Below are 14,694 nucleotides of genomic sequence, written 5' to 3'. Positions count from 1 at the left end.
AAACTGTCCGAGTGATCTGTGTTCCATGTGGAAGACAGCGCTCACGCAACAGGAGTCGATGATGGTCACACAATTCAGCCAATATTGCGCCACCCCCGCCTTGGGAGGCCGGTCATGAATGTGAAGAAATTTACCGGCGCGTCGTCGCGCGATGCGCTGCGCAAGGTGCGCGAGGCGCTCGGTCCCGATGCCGTGATCCTGTCGAACCGCCAGGCCGATGGCGTGGTGGAGATCCTCGCGCTGGCCAATGACGATGCCGCCTCGCTGGCATCGCCGCCGGCCGCCTCCGAAATGGCCCAGCCGCGCCCGCAGTTGCAGACGCAATTCGCCGTGCCGCAGCGTCCTGCCGCGCCGGCCCAGCGCCCCGCCGCGCCGCGCCACGCAGCGTCCGAGCCAGTGGACATGGCCCGCATGCAGCAGATGATGGCCAGCGCCCTGGCGCACGTCAAAGAGAATGCCGCCGCCGAGATGAGCGGCATGATGAATGAAATCCGCGCCATGCGCGGCATGATGGAAACCCAGTTGGCGGAAATCTCGTGGGGCTCGACGCAGCAGCGCGAGCCGCAGAAGGCCGTCGTGCTGCGCGAAATGCTGGCAGCCGGTTTCTCGGCCAGCCTGGCGCGCTACCTGATCGACAAGCTGCCCGCCGGCCTGGACGGCGCGCAAAGCATGCGCTGGATCAAGACTGTCCTCAGCCGTAACCTGAACACGGTGGCCAATGAAGACGCCATGCTGGAGCAGGGCGGCGTGTTCGCCCTGGTCGGCCCGACCGGCGTCGGCAAGACCACCAGCACGGCCAAGCTGGCGGCGCGCTGCGTGATGCGCCACGGCCCGGAAAAGCTGGCCCTGATCACCACCGACGCCTACCGTATCGGCGCGCACGAACAGCTGCGCATCTATGGCAAGATCCTCGGCGTGATGGTGCATTCGGTGAAGGACGAGGCGGACTTGCGCATCGCCCTGAAGGAATTGAAAAACAAGCACACGGTGCTGATCGATACGGTGGGCGTGAGCCAGCGCGACCAGATGGTGACGGAGCAGGTGGCCATGCTGTCGGGCGCCGGCGCCGACGTCAAGCGCCTGCTGTGCCTCAATTCCACGGCGACGCAGGAAACCCTGAACGAAGTGGTGCGCGCCTACCAGGGCAGCGGCCTGGCCGGCTGCATCATGACCAAGCTCGATGAAGCGGCGTCGATCGGCAATGTGCTCGACGTGGTGATCCGCCAGAAGCTCAACCTGTTCTATGTGTCGAACGGCCAGCGCGTGCCGGAAGACCTGCACCTGGCCGACCGCGCCTACCTGATCGACCGCGCCTTCAAGCTCAAGCGCGATACGGCGGCGACCCAGTTTTCCGACGCCGAACTGCCGCTGCTGATGGCGCAGGCGGCCGCCCGCAACAACGAAGCGCGCGGGGTGCATCTTGGCTAATTTCGATTTCGACCAGGCCGAGGGCCTGCGCCGCATGCTGGCCGGGCCGCAGCCGCGCGTGATGACTTTTTTGTCGGCCACGCCGCAGGATGACAAGGGCGCCATGCTGGTCAACCTGGGCGCGTCGCTCGCGCATGCGGGCAATGAAGTGCTGCTGGTGGACGCCAGCGGCGGCAGCGAGGGCGTCGCCGCGCGCCTGGGCCTGGCGCACGGCGCCAGCCTGCTCGACGTGGCGCGCCAGCAGTGCGGCCTGAACCAGGTGATCCACCAGGTGCCGCAGGGCTTCGGCGTGACCCACCTGGGCGCGCGCAACTATCTGATGGATAGCGTCGATTACGCGGGCGAGGATGAATCGCGGCGCCTGGCCAAGACCTTCGAGGTCATGGCGCGCCAGAGCGGCATCGTGCTGGTCGACGGCGTCGTGGCCGAGCAGGGCGCCTGCTTTCCCGTGCCGCTGATGGCCTCGGCCGACATCGTGGTGCAGGTGTCCAATAGCGCCACCTCGATCAAGGCGGCGTATTGCCTGATCAAGCGCCTGAACCAGGAACTGGGACGGCGCCCGTTTGGAATTCTTGTTACCGGCGCTTCCGAATCCGAGGCAAAAGTGGTATACGATAATATGGCACAGGCGGCAAGCCGCTACCTGGCCGTGAAACTGACCTCGATGGGGTCCGTGCCGGCCGACGAGTACCTGCACCGCGCGGCGCGGCTGGGGCGCAGCGTGGTCGATGCCTTCCCGCTGGCGGGCGCATCGGTGGCGTTTCGCGGACTGGCCGAGCGGCTGGTGCGTTCGGCGGCGCCCGTGCTGGGCAGCACCTTGTATCAGACGGGGAGTGCACACCATTTCAGCGCCTGAATTCATCATCAGCACACGATAAGCAGATAAGATAACAAGCAGCCTATGTACACGGTCAAAGGGAAATCGAACAAGGACTATTTGCTGACGGAGCACATTCCGCTGGTGAAGCGTCTGGCGCACCATATGAAGGCGAAATTGCCGCCTTCGGTCGAGGTCGATGACCTGATCCAGGCCGGCATGATCGGCCTGCTCGATGCCATCACGCGCTACGAAGAAACGCATGGCGCGCAGTTCGAGACCTATGCCGTGCTGCGCATCCGCGGCGCCATGCTCGACGAACTGCGCACCAGCGACTGGCTGCCGCGCAGCATGCGCCAGAACATGCGCAAGATCGAAGAGGCGATGAGCACCCTGCAGCAGCGCCTGGGCCACCCGCCGACGGAGTCGGAAGTGGCCAAGCTGCTCAAGATGTCGCTGTCCGATTACCAGGAAATGCTGGGCGAGGGCGGCGGCCACCAGCTGGTGTACTACGAAGATTTTCATGACCCGGACGGCAATGACAGCTTCCTCGACCGCCATTGCGTGGATGAAGACAGCGACCCCTTGCGTTCCCTGCTCGATACCGATTTCCGGCAGTCCGTGATCGATGCCATCGATGCGCTGCCGCCACGCGAGAAAATACTCATGGGCCTGTACTACGAAGAAGAGCTGAACCTGAAGGAGATCGGCGCGGTGATGGGCGTTTCCGAATCGCGCGTCTCGCAGCTGCATACCCAGGCCGTCGCGCGCCTGCGCGCAACCTTGAGGGAGCAGGCGTGGACTGGTCCAGCGTAATCGGGCTGGCGCTGGCGCTGGCGGGCCTCCTGGTCGGCCAGGCACTCGAGGGCGGCAAGATGGCCTCCCTGCTGCAGCCGGCCGCCTTCGCCATCGTCATCGTCGGCACCTTCGGCGCCGTGCTGCTGCAGACGCGGCTGCGTACTTTTGTCCGCGGCCTGGAAATGCTGCGCTGGGTCTTCCTGCCGCCGCCCGACACGCGCGCCGCGCTGGCGCGCGACATCGGCGCCTGGAGCCTGACGGCGCGCCGCGACGGCCCGCTGGCGCTCGAGCGCCTGATGGAAAACACGGCCGACCGCTTCAGCGCGAAGGGACTGAGAATGATTGTCGACGGCATCGCGCCCGACAAGCTGCGCCAGCTGCTCGACGTGGAAATCTCCGCCTACGAGATGGCCGAGCGCCAGGCCGTCAAGGTGTGGGAGTCGGCGGCCGGCTATTCGCCCACCATCGGCATCCTGGGCGCCGTGCTGGGCTTGATACACGTCATGGAAAACCTCACCGACCCCAGTAAACTGGGCGGCGGCATCGCCGTGGCCTTCGTTTCGACGATCTATGGCGTGGGCCTGGCCAACCTGCTGTTCCTGCCGGTGGCCAATAAACTCAAGGCCATCGTCTCGCGCCGCGTGGTGCAGTATGAAATCACGGCCGCGGTCCTGTACGACATCGCCACCGGCGACCATACGCGCATCATCGAAGAGCGCGTATCGAGCCTGCTGCACGAGCACTGAGCATGATGCGGCGCGCGCGCAGGAAGTATGACGAAGACCCGGACAACCAGGACCGCTGGCTGATCTCGTACGCCGACTTCATCACCCTGCTGTTCGCGTTTTTCGTCGTCATGTATGCGATTTCGCAAGTCAACGAGGGCAAGTACCGCGTCTTCCAGAGCGCCATCGGCCAGGCATTCAGCCTGGAAAAGGGCGCGCCGCCCATCATCATGGAAGCGCCGCAAGCCATTGCCTTGCCGAACCCCGCCCTGAAGCGCCGCACGGAAGCCATCCGCCGCGAGCGCGAGCACATGACGCGCCTGGCGCAGGACCTCACATCCACCCTGGCGCCGCTGGTCAAGGAGGGCAAGGTGCGCGTGACGCAGACGAGCCGCGGCGTGAGCGTCGAAATCAACGCCAGCGTGCTGTTCGATCCGGGCGCGGCCGGCCTGACGATGGAGTCGGACCAGGCCCTGCGCGCCGTGGCCGTGCTGCTCAAGGACGACACGCACGACGTGCAGGTGGAAGGGCATACGGACGTCCAGCCGATCAGCAATTCGAACTTCGCCTCGAACTGGGAGCTGTCTGCCGCGCGCGCCAGCGCCGTGGTGCGCCTGTTCATCGCCAGCGGCGTGCAGGCGTCGCGCCTGACGGCCGTCGGCCACGCCGACAATATCCCCGTCGCGCCCAACGCCACGCCGGAGGGGCGCGCGCGCAACCGCCGCGTCGCCGTGACGATCCTGTCGGGCATTCCGGAAACGGTGACGGAAGTGCCGACGCCGCCGCCCGCCGCGCCGCCCGCGCCGGCAAACTGACTGGCGGGGTCTGGCCCCGGCATTGCTTGGTACAATCGCGGCCTTTCCCTTTTTATCTCTCCATCATGAAAAGCAGTTCCCAGGGCGGCCTTGTGTATTCCACCGAAACGGGCCGCATGTGCCCCGCGTGCCGCCAGCCGCTGGCGCAATGCGCGTGCAAGGCGCAAGCGAAAGCGGCGCCCGCCGGCGACGGCGCGGTGCGCGTGTCGCGCCAGACCAAGGGCCGCGGCGGCAAGAGCGTCACCGTGGTCAAGGGCTTGCCGCTGGACGCCATCGCGCTGGCCCTGCTGGGCAAGCAGCTGCGCACGCAATGCGGTTCCGGCGGCACCGTCAAGGATGGCGTGATCGAAGTGCAGGGCGACCATGTCGATGCCATCCTGGCCGCGCTGCTCAAGCTGGGCCACCAGCCGAAAAAGGCCGGCGGCTGATTTTTTCCGCGCGTGCGGCACAGCGGCAGGCGCGTGTGGTAACGTGCGGTTCCAGCCCCATCTCGCCACGCCATCATGGATGTCAAACTCACCGGTATTGCCATTGCGGCCGTCGCTGCGGCGCTGGCGCTGGCGTACTGGCCCGCCTCCGGCGACGGCACCGCCGCGCCGCCGCCCGTCGGGGCGCCTGCCGCCGCGCAAGGGCGCAGCCTGGCGGCGTATTTCAATATCGATGCCGCCCCCGTGCCGGCCGCCGCCGCCCCCGTCACCCTGGCGCAGCAGCTGGAACGCCTGGCCGCCAGCGGCAGGCCGGAAGATGCGTTTGCCGCCTACAATCTGCTTGATGACTGCATCGTCTTCCAGCGCGAAAGCCGGCTGCCGGGGCTGGAATTCGAACTGGGCCGCGAGATGACGGCGGAAGAAAAAATCGCCCACCAGCAGCTGTGCGCGGGCCTGACGCAGCGCCAGCGCGAGGACCGCCTCGGCTATCTGGCCAGCGCCGCGAAGGCGGGCGTGCCGGGCGCCGCCACCCTGTTCCTGTCGGAAGGCCCGTTCGGCGACCGCAGCGCGCTGCGCAACCGTCCCGACGACCCGCTGGTGCAGGCGTGGAAGCGGCAAGCCATCGCCCAGCTGACGGCGCAGGCGGATGACGCCGAGCTGAGCAGCGTATCGACCCTGATGATGGCCTACTTGCGCGATGGCGAGGTGGTGCAGAAAGACGCGCCGCAGGCGTATGGCTACCTGCTGGCCCTGCGCCTCGTCTACGACGACACCCTGGCGCCCGGCAGCACCAATCCCTACCAGGATGAGTACTGGCACTGGCTGCGCGACGAGCTGACGCCGGCGCAGCAGGCCGCCGCCGCAGCCAGGGGACAGGCCATCGCGGCGAAATTCCGCCAGCATGCGGGGCGTGCCGCGCATGGCTGACCTTTGACGCTGGCCGCTGCCGGCGGCGTGCGCCTGCCGGGCCTCGATTTCCTGCGCGCGCTGGCCATCGCCTGGATCATGCTGTATCACCTGGAAAGCTATGGCGTGCGCCTGCCCGGGCCCTTTGTCGCCTACGGCTGGATGGGCGTGGACCTGTTCTTCGTCCTCAGCGGCTACCTGATCGGCTGGCAATTGCTGCGGCCGTGGGCCGCTGGCGCCTCGCCCGCGCCCATGCATGTTAATGGATTGCAACAATTGACGTAGTTTCGCGCTGCCGCGCCGGGACTCAGCCGATGACGACGCGCCGGTTCACGGCATTGCTGGTGGGCTGGCCGCTGGGGCCGTAGAAGTTGCCGCTCTGGGCGGTGGGGCGCATGGCGTTCAGCGCGCCCTGGGTGTGCAGCATGTGCTTGTTGACGAGCAAGCTGTTCAAACGGTTCTGTTCCTTGGCCTGGCGCGTGGCGTCGAGCAGGGCTTTCCACAGCGGCGCCGCCTGCGGCTCGTGGGCCGCGGCCAGCCAGTCTTCCATGCCCGCTTCGGCGGCCGTGAAGCCGGCTGCCGCCAGTGCCTGGTGGCGCTGCGCCGCCAGCTGGCTCAATTGTCCTACCAGCGCCGTCTTGCGCGCGGTGAGCTCCGTGATTGCATCGATGTCGGCCGCAACCAGATGCAGCTGTTCTTCTTTCATCAATGCCAGCAATGTGGTCATGAGCTGTTGCTCGTCGCGCAGGCTGGAAAACGGAGTCACTGATTGCATGAGGAAACCTATCTATTTCGTGAGTGCAGCAAGTCCTTGACTGTGTCCAGGAGACCGTCCGCCACTTTTTCAGAATTGACCTGGAACTGGCCGTCGGCGATCGCGAGCTTGATGCGTTCGACTTTTTTCGTGTCGAACACGGCGCCGCTGCCGGCAGTTGCACTGGCCGCTAATGCCTGTCCTTGGGGGGACAGGCGTACATTGTCCGACGTCGTCGGCGTTGCCTGCGCTTTCTCGGCATTGCGGGCGCCCGAGGTGGTCGCGGGCGCTACCGGCAGGCCGGGATTGCTTTTAATGGTGGTGTCGGTAATTTTCACAACGTGATCCTCGTCTGGTCGAAGTCAAAAAACTCCGGGATATGTGTCATTATCGGCACCTTGTCGCGAAACTTTAGTGTGCCAGGCCACAATATCGCTGTCCATCCGCGTTTAGAACGCCACCTCCACCATGCCTCCCGCGCGCGCCACGCCGCTGATCTGCTGGCCGCTCTGCGTGCGTACCTGCACCGTCTGGCCATCGCCGGCGCTGCCGATGGCGCGTCCTTCTGATGCTACCTGGAAACCGTTGCCACTGGAAACGACGCGCACCAGCTGGCCCTGCATTACCACCGGCTTGCGGCGCAGCGTATCGAGGCGCATCGGCGTGCCGGGAGGCAAGGAAATATTCGTGCTGGCACCCACCACCTGGGCCATGTCGGTGGCTATGCCAGCAGGCAAGGCTGCCAGGTCGCCCTGCATGGTCACCAGCTGGCCGGCATCGATGGCCTGTCCCTGCGCCAGCGGCACGGCGCTGGCCACGTAGTCGCCGACGACGGCCACATTGGCTTGCACATAGATAGTCCAGTTCGCCGGAGCGGTGCAGCGCACGCCCACGGTGGTCTTGCCCCAGGCCCGGCTGCCGGGCGCCATGAACGCCTGTGGCGCCGGGCAGGCGGCCAGGTTCAGGCGCGGGTCGACGGCGCCGACGGTGACGGTGACCTTGCCGGGCAAGCCAACGCTTTGTACCTGCAGAAATTGTTCCACGCTTTGCCGCAACGCTTCCGGCGTCTGGCGCCCGGCGGTCTGTGCCTGGGCCAGCGGTGGCAGGCTGGCCAGAACGAGTAGGAATGTGAGCGGAGTTTTCATGGTGATAGGCCTCTGGAATGGTGCCATGATAGTCCGCAGCGCCCCATTCGAAGCGCCGATTAGGGGGTAAAAGTGCGGTCTGATCCGGCGATGGCCTTGCGGGCGGGGACCTTACTATGTTTCCTGTCATCACTATATCGCCATCCTTCCGCCATCTCGGGCGCCAGTGGCAGATCTTTCCGGAGCCTGACATGATAGGGAAACTCGACGATTACATGCGCTTCAACGAGACGGCGCTCAGCTTGCGCTCGACGCGCCAGGAATTGCTCGCCTCGAATATCGCCAATGCCGACACGCCCAACTACAAGGCGCGCGACATCGATTTCGCCAGTGCCCTGAAGGGGGCGCTGGCGCGCAACGACGGCACGCCGCCCGCCTTGAGGGGCACGGCGCCGCAGCACCTGGCCGGCAAGGGCACGGCTGGCGCGGCCGGCGGCAAGGTCGAAACGCTGGCCGACGGCACGCCGCTGCTGTACCGCGCGCCGGCCCAGGGCGCCGTCGACGGCAATACGGTCGACATGGATCTCGAACGCAATGCATTTGCCGACAACTCCATCCGCTACGAGACCAGCATCACCCTGCTCAATGCGCAGATCAAGGGCATGCTCACGGCCATCCAGGGAGGACAATAATCATGTCGCTATTTAATATTTTCAATGTTTCCGGTTCTGCCATGAGTGCCCAGGCGCAGCGCCTGAACACGGTCGCCAGCAACCTGGCCAACGCGGACAGCGCCACCAGTGCCAGCGGTGAAGCCTACCGCGCCAAGCAGGTGGTGTTCGAAGCCGTGCCGATGGCCAATGGCGCCACGGCCGTCAAGGTGCAAAAGGTGATCGACGACCCTTCGCCGATGAAGCTGGTGTACGACCCGAAGAACCCGCTGGCCGACGAGAAGGGCTACGTCACCATGCCCAACGTGAATACGGTCGATGAAATGGTCAACATGCTGTCCGCTTCGCGCTCGTACCAGACGAACGTGGAAACCATGAACGCGGCCAAGTCGCTGCTCCTGAAAACCCTCACGCTCGGCCAATAAGGCCGCACTCATTATGGCAACCATCGATACCAACAGCGCCACCGTCACCGACCTGATGGCGACAATGAATCCGAAGAAGACGACGGCCGCCAAGGGCAGCGTCGAAGAGGAAACGAACAAATTCCTGACCCTGCTGGTGACCCAGCTGCAAAACCAGGACCCGATGAATCCGCTGGACAATGCGCAGCTGACCAGCCAGCTGGCCCAGTTGTCGACGGTGACGGGCGTCAACAAGCTCAATACGACCCTGGAAACCCTGAAGACCAGCTACCAGCAGGCCGAGTCCATGCAGGCGGCCAATATCATCGGCCACGGCGTGCTCACGGCAGGCAAGGGCATTACCTTGAGCAAGAGCGCCGCCCTGCTGGGCGTCGACCTGGCGACGCCGGCCGACAACGTCAAGGTGGTCATCTATAACAGCACGGGCAAGGAAGTGCATAGCATCGACCTGGGCGCGCAGAAGGCGGGCACCTTGCCGCTGGGCTGGAATGGCAGCACGGACGAGCTCGACAAGGACGGCAAGCCGGTGGTGCTGGCCGATGGCGCGTATACATTTGAAGTGGTGGCCACGCGCGGCGGCGCCAAGCTCACCGATGCCGCTCCGCTGACCTTCGGTTCCGTGGCCAGCGTGTCGACCGGCGCGGCCGGCGTGAAACTGAATGTGCCGGGCGTGGGCAGCATCACCATGGCCGACGTCAAGCAGATTTTGTAAGCCTATTTTGTCAATCGTGCGGCCTTGCTGCACCGTATCCAATTCCTAACAGGAGAACAGCATGTCTTTCCAACAAGGCCTGAGCGGCTTGAATGGCGCCGCCAAATCGCTGGACGTCATCGGTAACAATATCGCCAACTCGGGCACCGTGGGCTTCAAGCAGTCGCAGGCGCAATTTGCCGATATCTATGCCAATTCGCTGTATGGCGTGGCGGGCAGCCAGGCCGGCATCGGCGTGGCCGTGTCGCAGGTGGCGCAGTTGTTTACCCAGGGCAACCTGGAAACCTCGTCCAATCCGCTCGACGTCGCCATCAATGGCGGCGGCTTTTTCCGCACCAGCGTGAACGGCGCCATCCAGTATTCGCGCAATGGCCAGTTCCAGGTCGACAAGAACGGCTTCATCATCAATGCCCAGAAGGCCCAGCTGACCGGCTACGCGGCCGATGCGAACGGCAAGATCCTGGCCGGCGCCGCCGTGCCGCTGCAGATCGACCCGTCCGACATGAAGCCGCAGGCGACCACCAAGGTCGACACCCAGATCAACCTCGATTCCAACACGGCCATGCCGACCGTGGTGCCGTTCAGCGTGGCCGAGCAAAAGTCGTGGAGCAAGCAGTTCCCCGTCGGTGTCTTCGATTCGCTGGGCAATGCCCATACCATGTCCATGTTCTATGTCAAGACCGGCACCAATTCCTGGGACGTGTACACGGCCAGTGACGGCATGGAAATTACCAGCAAGAAAGTGGCGTCCGCGGCGCAGACCGACCCCGCGTCGCTGGCTGCGCGCGCCGCCTACCAGGCCGCCGCCACGGCGGTACCGCTGGTGGCCGCGAATGTCACGGCCGCCGCCGTTGCCTATGGCAACGCGGCCGGCGCCGCCGTGCGCGCCGCCGCCGTCACGGCCGGCGCCAGCGCCGCCCAGCTGGCCGCCATCAGCGGCACCTACGGCAGCGCCGTTCCTAACGGCATCAACTCGAACCTGACGCCGGACCAGATCGACGCGAATATTTCCTCGGTGACCGTGGTGCCTGCCGTGAAGACGGGCTCCCTCGTGTTCAACAGCGTCGGCAGCCTGGACAAGGCGGCCATGCTGGCCCTGGTGCCGCCGCAAAGCATGCCGGTGACGGTGAACGTCCCGGTGTTCCCCGCGACGGGCGCGAACTCGAACATGGCGATCAAGGTCGATTTCACCAACTCCAGCCAGCTCGGCAGCGCCACCAGCGAAAAGAAGACCGTTGCCGATGGCTATGCGGCTGGCCAGTTGAGCCGTTTCGTGGTGGGCGCCGATGGCATCATCCAGGGGCAGTACAACAACGGCAAGACGCGCGACCTGGGCCAGGTGGTGCTGAGCACCTTTACCAACCCGAATGGGCTGGAACCGCTGGGCAACAACGCCTGGGCCGAAAGCTCGGCCTCGGGCGGCCCGCTGACGGGCGAACCGAACACGGGCACCCTGGGCGACCTGCGCGCCTCGGCGGTGGAAGTGTCGAACGTGGACTTGACGGCCGAACTGGTCAACATGATCACGGCCCAGCGCGCCTACCAGGCGAATGCGCAGACCATCAAGACGCAGGACTCTGTCCTGCAAACCCTGGTGAACTTGCGCTAATAATCAGGGAGTCAGTCACTTCGTGACCGGAATGTGCCGCATTGCGGCGCATTCCCCCGCCGGGTCTGACCCCAGCTTTTGTTTTGCACGGAGAAACACATGGACCGTCTCATCTACACCGCCGGCTCGGGCGCCAAGCACATCATGGACAAGCAGGCGACCACCACGAATAACCTGGCGAACGCCACCAGCACGGGTTTCCGGGCCCAGCTCGACTCGTTCCGCGCCGTGCCCGTGGTGGGCGACGGCATGATGCCGACGCGCGCCTTCGTCGTCGATTCGACGGTCGGTTCCGACTTCACGCAGGGTCCGATGCAGCACACGGGCCGCGCGCTCGACGTGGCCGTGGAAAACGCGGGCTGGATCGCGGTGCAGTCGGCCGACGGTTCCGAAGCCTACACGCGCAACGGCGCCTTGAAGATGAATGAAAACGGCATGCTGCAGACGCAGTCGGGCCTGATGGTGCAGGGCGATACGGGGCCGCTGGCCATTCCGCCCGGCGTCACGGTGGCCATCGCCAGCGATGGCACGGTGGGCACCATTTCCACCGACGTGCCGCCGGGGCCGTCGACGGTGCTGGGGCGCATCAAGCTGGTCAACCCGCCCGAGCAGCAACTGGTGCGCGGCGACGACGGCCTGTTCCGCCTGAAGGATGGCAGCACGGCCCAAGCCGACCAGGCCGTCAAGCTGACCACGGGCGCGCTTGAGGGCAGCAATGTCAGCCCCGTCGACTCCATGGTCAGCATGATCGCGCTGGCACGCCAGTTCGAAACGCAAATGAGCTTGCTGAAGAATGCCGAGAATAACGCGGCGAAAGCCACCCAGATCCTCGCTTTGAATTGATAGGGGCGCCCGCATAATGGTCACATAGAAATTGTCTACAGGGCTGGCAAGCGCTGTTATTGGAGAAAAAACATGATACGTTCACTTTGGATAGCCAAGACCGGCCTGGAAGCGCAGCAGACGCAGATGGACGTGATCGCCAATAACCTGGCCAACGTCAGCACCACCGGCTTCAAGAAGTCGCGCGCCGTCTTCGAAGACTTGCTGTATCAAAACGTGCGCCAGCCGGGCGCGCAATCGTCGCAGCAAACCCAGCTGCCATCGGGCTTGCAGATCGGCACCGGCGTGCGCACCGTGGCCACCGAGCGCATCCATACCCAAGGCAATCCCCAGGCGTCGGGCAACTCGCGCGACGTGATGGTCAACGGCACCGGCTTCTTCCAGGTGCTGCTGCCCGATGGCGCCACCGCCTACACGCGCGACGGCTCGTTCCAGACCGACAGCAATGGCCAGCTGGTCACGTCCGAAGGCTTTGTGATCCAGCCCGCCATCACCGTGCCGACGAATGCGCTGAGCCTGACCGTGGCGCGCGACGGCACGGTTTCCGTCACCTTGCCCGATACGGTTGCGCCATCGCAAATCGGCTCGCTGCAGCTGACCACCTTCGTCAATCCGGCCGGCCTCGAGTCGAAGGGCGAAAACCTGTACATGGAAACGGGCGCGTCCGGCGTGGCGCAGACGAATACCCCGGGCACCAACGGCGCCGGCGTGCTGATGCAGGGCTATATCGAGACCTCGAACGTCAACGTGGCCGAGGAAATGGTCAACATGATCCAGACGCAGCGCGCGTATGAGATCAACAGCAAGGCCATCACCACATCCGACCAGATGCTGCAGAAATTGTCGCAACTTTAATTTTCATAGTCGTCATGCCGTCCGCTGCTGGACGGCAGCGGAGGTAAGCCATGCAATACCCCATCATCGCCCTGTGTGCCGCAGCCCTGTTGTCCGGCTGCGCCATCACGCCCACCTCGATCGTCCAGTATCCGACCACCACGCGCGCGCCGATGCCCGAGCCGGTGGTCGTCAGCAACGGCTCCATCTACCAGCCATCGACCTACCGTCCCGCCTTCGAAGACCGGCGCGCGCGCCACGTGGGCGACACCATGACCATCGCCATCACCGAGCGCACGAATGCCGTCAAGGCGGGCGCCAGCTCGGGCAACAAGTCCGGCAGCGTGGGCTTCAGCACGCCCGGGTTCGCCCAGGGCCGCCTGGGCGGCACCGTGTCGGCGAATGGCGCGACCAAGTTTGCCGATGGCGACAACCAGTCCGCCAGCAACACCTTTTCGGGCACGATCGGCGTGACGGTGATCGAAGTACTGCCGAACGGCAACTTGATCGTGGCGGGCGAGAAACAGATCGCCATGAACAAGGGCACGGAATTCATCCGCTTCTCGGGCATGGTCAATCCCGACACGATAGGCATCGGCAACGTCGTGCCGTCGACCCAGGTGGCCGATGCGCGCGTGGAATACCGCACCAACAGCCAGATCGACCGTGCCGAAATGGCCTCGATGGCCTCGCGCTTCTTCCTCAGCCTGTTGCCGTTCTGATCATGGCCACCTTGACCTTCCCCCGTTTTCTGCTCGCCTGCGGCCTGGCTTGCGCCCTGCTGGCGCCAGTGGCCCAGGCCGAGCGCCTGAAGGACCTGGCCAGCATCGCCGGCGTACGGCAGAACCAATTGATGGGCTATGGCCTCGTCGTCGGCCTCGACGGCAGCGGCGACCAGACCACGCAGACCCCGTTCACCATCCAGAGCGTGGCGGCGATGCTGCAGCAGCAGGGCATCAATTTGCCGCAAGGCACGAGCCTGCAACTGAAGAACGTGGCCGCCGTGATGGTGACGACGTCCTTGCCGCCGTTTGCCCAGCCGGGCCAGCTGCTCGACGTGACCGTGTCGTCGATGGGCAATGCAAAAAGCTTGCGCGGCGGTACTTTGTTGATGACGCCGCTGAAGGGCGCCGATGGCCAGGTGTATGGCATGGCGCAGGGCAACGTGCTGGTGGGCGGCGTGGGCGCGCAGGCGGCCGGCAGTTCCGTCGTCATCAATCACCTGAGCGTGGGACGCATCTCGGGCGGCGCCACGGTCGAGCGCAGCGTCGCTTCGGTGCTGGGCGCCAACAACACCATCCGCCTGGAATTGAATGCCACCGATTTCGCCACCGCCAGCCGCGTGGTCGAGGCCATCAACAGCCGCTATGGCGCCGGCACGGCCGCCGCGCTCGACGGCCGCGTGATCCAGGTGCAGTCGCCGGGCGGCAGCGACCAGCGCGTGGCGTTCCTGGGCCAGCTGGAAAGCATCGAGGTCAATCCGGCCCGCCTGGCGGCCAAGGTGATCATGAATGCGCGCACCGGTTCCGTGGTGATGAACCAGTCCGTGACCCTGGAAACGTGCGCCATTTCGCACGGCAACCTGTCCGTCACCATCAACGTCGAACCGCAGGTGAGCCAGCCGGCCCCGCTGTCGGGCGGGCGCACGGTGGTCACGCAGACGGCGCAGATCGATATCAAGAAGGAACCGGGCAAGGTCATGCTGGTCAAGGGCGGCGCCTCGCTGTCCGACGTGGTCAAGGCCTTGAACGCCATCGGCGCCTCGCCGCAAGACTTGCTGGCCATCCTGCAGGCGATGAAGGCGGCCGGCTCGCTGCGCGCCGAACTTGAAATTATTTGATGGG

At 65.1% G+C, this 14,694-nt stretch carries 19 protein-coding genes; 16 read left to right on the top strand and 3 right to left on the bottom strand.

All coding sequences use genetic code 11. From position 1 onward, the window contains the following. Nucleotides 1–114: 114 nt before the first annotated feature. The 8 genes from flhF to AC3RCJ_RS23550 all read left to right on the top strand — a co-directional run bounded on the left by flhF (nucleotide 115) and on the right by AC3RCJ_RS23550 (nucleotide 6,202). Nucleotides 115–1,428 carry a flagellar biosynthesis GTPase FlhF gene (gene flhF, locus AC3RCJ_RS23585; protein WP_492964707.1) on the top strand — a complete coding sequence of 438 codons (1,314 nt, stop codon included), beginning with the start codon at nucleotides 115–117 and terminating at the stop codon, nucleotides 1,426–1,428. Beyond that, nucleotides 1,421–2,284: a MinD/ParA family ATP-binding protein gene (locus AC3RCJ_RS23580; protein WP_492964706.1), complete on the top strand. Its 864-nt coding sequence runs from the start codon at nucleotides 1,421–1,423 to the stop codon at nucleotides 2,282–2,284. The genes flhF and AC3RCJ_RS23580 overlap by 8 nt, the downstream gene beginning before the upstream one ends. 45 nt (nucleotides 2,285–2,329) lie before the next feature. After that, entirely contained in the window at nucleotides 2,330–3,061 is a 732-nt protein-coding gene (locus tag AC3RCJ_RS23575; protein ID WP_492964705.1) for an RNA polymerase sigma factor FliA, read from the top strand. Then, on the top strand, nucleotides 3,043–3,789 hold the full coding sequence (locus tag AC3RCJ_RS23570) for a flagellar motor protein (RefSeq protein ID WP_492964704.1): 747 nt from the start codon (nucleotides 3,043–3,045) through the stop codon (nucleotides 3,787–3,789). Before AC3RCJ_RS23575 ends, AC3RCJ_RS23570 begins: the two co-directional genes overlap by 19 nt. Before the next feature lie 5 nt (nucleotides 3,790–3,794). Next, nucleotides 3,795–4,583 carry a flagellar motor protein MotD gene (motD, locus tag AC3RCJ_RS23565; RefSeq protein WP_492964724.1) on the top strand — a complete coding sequence of 263 codons (789 nt, stop codon included), beginning with the start codon at nucleotides 3,795–3,797 and terminating at the stop codon, nucleotides 4,581–4,583. A gap of 65 nt (nucleotides 4,584–4,648) precedes the next feature. After that, nucleotides 4,649–5,011 carry a translation initiation factor Sui1 gene (locus AC3RCJ_RS23560; protein ID WP_492964703.1) on the top strand — a complete coding sequence of 121 codons (363 nt, stop codon included), beginning with the start codon at nucleotides 4,649–4,651 and terminating at the stop codon, nucleotides 5,009–5,011. 75 nt (nucleotides 5,012–5,086) lie between these two features. Then, nucleotides 5,087–5,938, top strand: a complete 852-nt coding sequence (locus tag AC3RCJ_RS23555; RefSeq protein WP_492964702.1) for a hypothetical protein — start codon at nucleotides 5,087–5,089, stop codon at nucleotides 5,936–5,938. Nucleotides 5,939–5,941: 3 nt separating this feature from the next. Beyond that, complete coding sequence (locus AC3RCJ_RS23550; protein WP_492964701.1) at nucleotides 5,942–6,202, top strand: acyltransferase family protein; 261 nt, start codon at nucleotides 5,942–5,944, stop codon at nucleotides 6,200–6,202. A gap of 22 nt (nucleotides 6,203–6,224) precedes the next feature. On the opposite strand, the gene AC3RCJ_RS23545 is transcribed toward AC3RCJ_RS23550, so the two are convergent. From AC3RCJ_RS23545 to flgA, 3 genes are all read right to left on the bottom strand, one after another. After that, nucleotides 6,225–6,692 carry a flagella synthesis protein FlgN gene (locus AC3RCJ_RS23545; protein ID WP_492964700.1) on the bottom strand — a complete coding sequence of 156 codons (468 nt, stop codon included), beginning with the start codon at nucleotides 6,690–6,692 and terminating at the stop codon, nucleotides 6,225–6,227. 8 nt (nucleotides 6,693–6,700) lie between these two features. After that, entirely contained in the window at nucleotides 6,701–7,009 is a 309-nt protein-coding gene (gene flgM / locus AC3RCJ_RS23540) for a flagellar biosynthesis anti-sigma factor FlgM (RefSeq protein WP_492964698.1), read from the bottom strand. A 111-nt stretch (nucleotides 7,010–7,120) separates the two neighbouring features. Further along, nucleotides 7,121–7,816 carry a flagellar basal body P-ring formation chaperone FlgA gene (flgA, locus tag AC3RCJ_RS23535; protein ID WP_492964696.1) on the bottom strand — a complete coding sequence of 232 codons (696 nt, stop codon included), beginning with the start codon at nucleotides 7,814–7,816 and terminating at the stop codon, nucleotides 7,121–7,123. Between the two features lie 191 nt (nucleotides 7,817–8,007). Between flgA and flgB the strand changes: the two genes are divergently transcribed. The 8 genes from flgB (at nucleotide 8,008) to AC3RCJ_RS23495 (ending at nucleotide 14,690) form a co-directional block, all read left to right on the top strand. Then, the gene (gene flgB / locus AC3RCJ_RS23530) at nucleotides 8,008–8,448 is read left to right on the top strand and encodes a flagellar basal body rod protein FlgB (RefSeq protein ID WP_492964694.1); all 441 of its coding nucleotides are present in this window, start codon (nucleotides 8,008–8,010) and stop codon (nucleotides 8,446–8,448) included. 2 nt (nucleotides 8,449–8,450) lie between these two features. Further along, on the top strand, nucleotides 8,451–8,852 hold the full coding sequence (flgC, locus tag AC3RCJ_RS23525; protein WP_492964692.1) for a flagellar basal body rod protein FlgC: 402 nt from the start codon (nucleotides 8,451–8,453) through the stop codon (nucleotides 8,850–8,852). Between the two features lie 13 nt (nucleotides 8,853–8,865). Next, nucleotides 8,866–9,564, top strand: a complete 699-nt coding sequence (locus tag AC3RCJ_RS23520; RefSeq protein WP_492964690.1) for a flagellar hook assembly protein FlgD — start codon at nucleotides 8,866–8,868, stop codon at nucleotides 9,562–9,564. Between the two features lie 61 nt (nucleotides 9,565–9,625). Then, entirely contained in the window at nucleotides 9,626–11,173 is a 1,548-nt protein-coding gene (locus tag AC3RCJ_RS23515) for a flagellar hook protein FlgE (RefSeq protein WP_492965243.1), read from the top strand. 99 nt (nucleotides 11,174–11,272) lie between these two features. Beyond that, the gene (locus AC3RCJ_RS23510) at nucleotides 11,273–12,016 is read left to right on the top strand and encodes a flagellar basal body rod protein FlgF (RefSeq protein WP_492965068.1); all 744 of its coding nucleotides are present in this window, start codon (nucleotides 11,273–11,275) and stop codon (nucleotides 12,014–12,016) included. Nucleotides 12,017–12,088: 72 nt separating this feature from the next. Continuing rightward, nucleotides 12,089–12,871, top strand: a complete 783-nt coding sequence (gene flgG / locus AC3RCJ_RS23505) for a flagellar basal-body rod protein FlgG (RefSeq protein WP_099408910.1) — start codon at nucleotides 12,089–12,091, stop codon at nucleotides 12,869–12,871. Nucleotides 12,872–12,921: 50 nt separating this feature from the next. Further along, nucleotides 12,922–13,572 carry a flagellar basal body L-ring protein FlgH gene (locus AC3RCJ_RS23500; RefSeq protein ID WP_492965066.1) on the top strand — a complete coding sequence of 217 codons (651 nt, stop codon included), beginning with the start codon at nucleotides 12,922–12,924 and terminating at the stop codon, nucleotides 13,570–13,572. A gap of 2 nt (nucleotides 13,573–13,574) precedes the next feature. Then, nucleotides 13,575–14,690, top strand: coding sequence for a flagellar basal body P-ring protein FlgI (locus AC3RCJ_RS23495; RefSeq protein ID WP_492965064.1), 1,116 nt, complete (start codon nucleotides 13,575–13,577; stop codon nucleotides 14,688–14,690). Nucleotides 14,691–14,694: the final 4 nt, after the last annotated feature.

Source organism: Janthinobacterium sp. GW822-FHT07H11 (genome assembly GCF_058798615.1).
This window is presented reverse-complemented; position numbering and strand designations above follow the sequence as displayed.

Excerpts from the sequence above, each read along its gene's own strand:
- flhF (WP_492964707.1), top strand. The coding sequence starts at position 115 with ATGAATGTGAAGAAATTTACCGGCGCGTCGTCGCGCGATGCGCTGCGC.
- AC3RCJ_RS23575 (WP_492964705.1), top strand. The coding sequence starts at position 2,330 with ATGTACACGGTCAAAGGGAAATCGAACAAGGACTATTTGCTGACGGAG.
- motD (WP_492964724.1), top strand. The coding sequence starts at position 3,795 with ATGCGGCGCGCGCGCAGGAAGTATGACGAAGACCCGGACAACCAGGAC.
- AC3RCJ_RS23560 (WP_492964703.1), top strand. The coding sequence starts at position 4,649 with ATGAAAAGCAGTTCCCAGGGCGGCCTTGTGTATTCCACCGAAACGGGC.
- AC3RCJ_RS23555 (WP_492964702.1), top strand. The coding sequence starts at position 5,087 with ATGGATGTCAAACTCACCGGTATTGCCATTGCGGCCGTCGCTGCGGCG.
- AC3RCJ_RS23545 (WP_492964700.1), bottom strand. The coding sequence starts at position 6,692 with ATGCAATCAGTGACTCCGTTTTCCAGCCTGCGCGACGAGCAACAGCTC.
- flgA (WP_492964696.1), bottom strand. The coding sequence starts at position 7,816 with ATGAAAACTCCGCTCACATTCCTACTCGTTCTGGCCAGCCTGCCACCG.
- flgB (WP_492964694.1), top strand. The coding sequence starts at position 8,008 with ATGATAGGGAAACTCGACGATTACATGCGCTTCAACGAGACGGCGCTC.
- flgC (WP_492964692.1), top strand. The coding sequence starts at position 8,451 with ATGTCGCTATTTAATATTTTCAATGTTTCCGGTTCTGCCATGAGTGCC.
- AC3RCJ_RS23520 (WP_492964690.1), top strand. The coding sequence starts at position 8,866 with ATGGCAACCATCGATACCAACAGCGCCACCGTCACCGACCTGATGGCG.
- AC3RCJ_RS23515 (WP_492965243.1), top strand. The coding sequence starts at position 9,626 with ATGTCTTTCCAACAAGGCCTGAGCGGCTTGAATGGCGCCGCCAAATCG.
- AC3RCJ_RS23510 (WP_492965068.1), top strand. The coding sequence starts at position 11,273 with ATGGACCGTCTCATCTACACCGCCGGCTCGGGCGCCAAGCACATCATG.
- flgG (WP_099408910.1), top strand. The coding sequence starts at position 12,089 with ATGATACGTTCACTTTGGATAGCCAAGACCGGCCTGGAAGCGCAGCAG.
- AC3RCJ_RS23500 (WP_492965066.1), top strand. The coding sequence starts at position 12,922 with ATGCAATACCCCATCATCGCCCTGTGTGCCGCAGCCCTGTTGTCCGGC.
- AC3RCJ_RS23495 (WP_492965064.1), top strand. The coding sequence starts at position 13,575 with ATGGCCACCTTGACCTTCCCCCGTTTTCTGCTCGCCTGCGGCCTGGCT.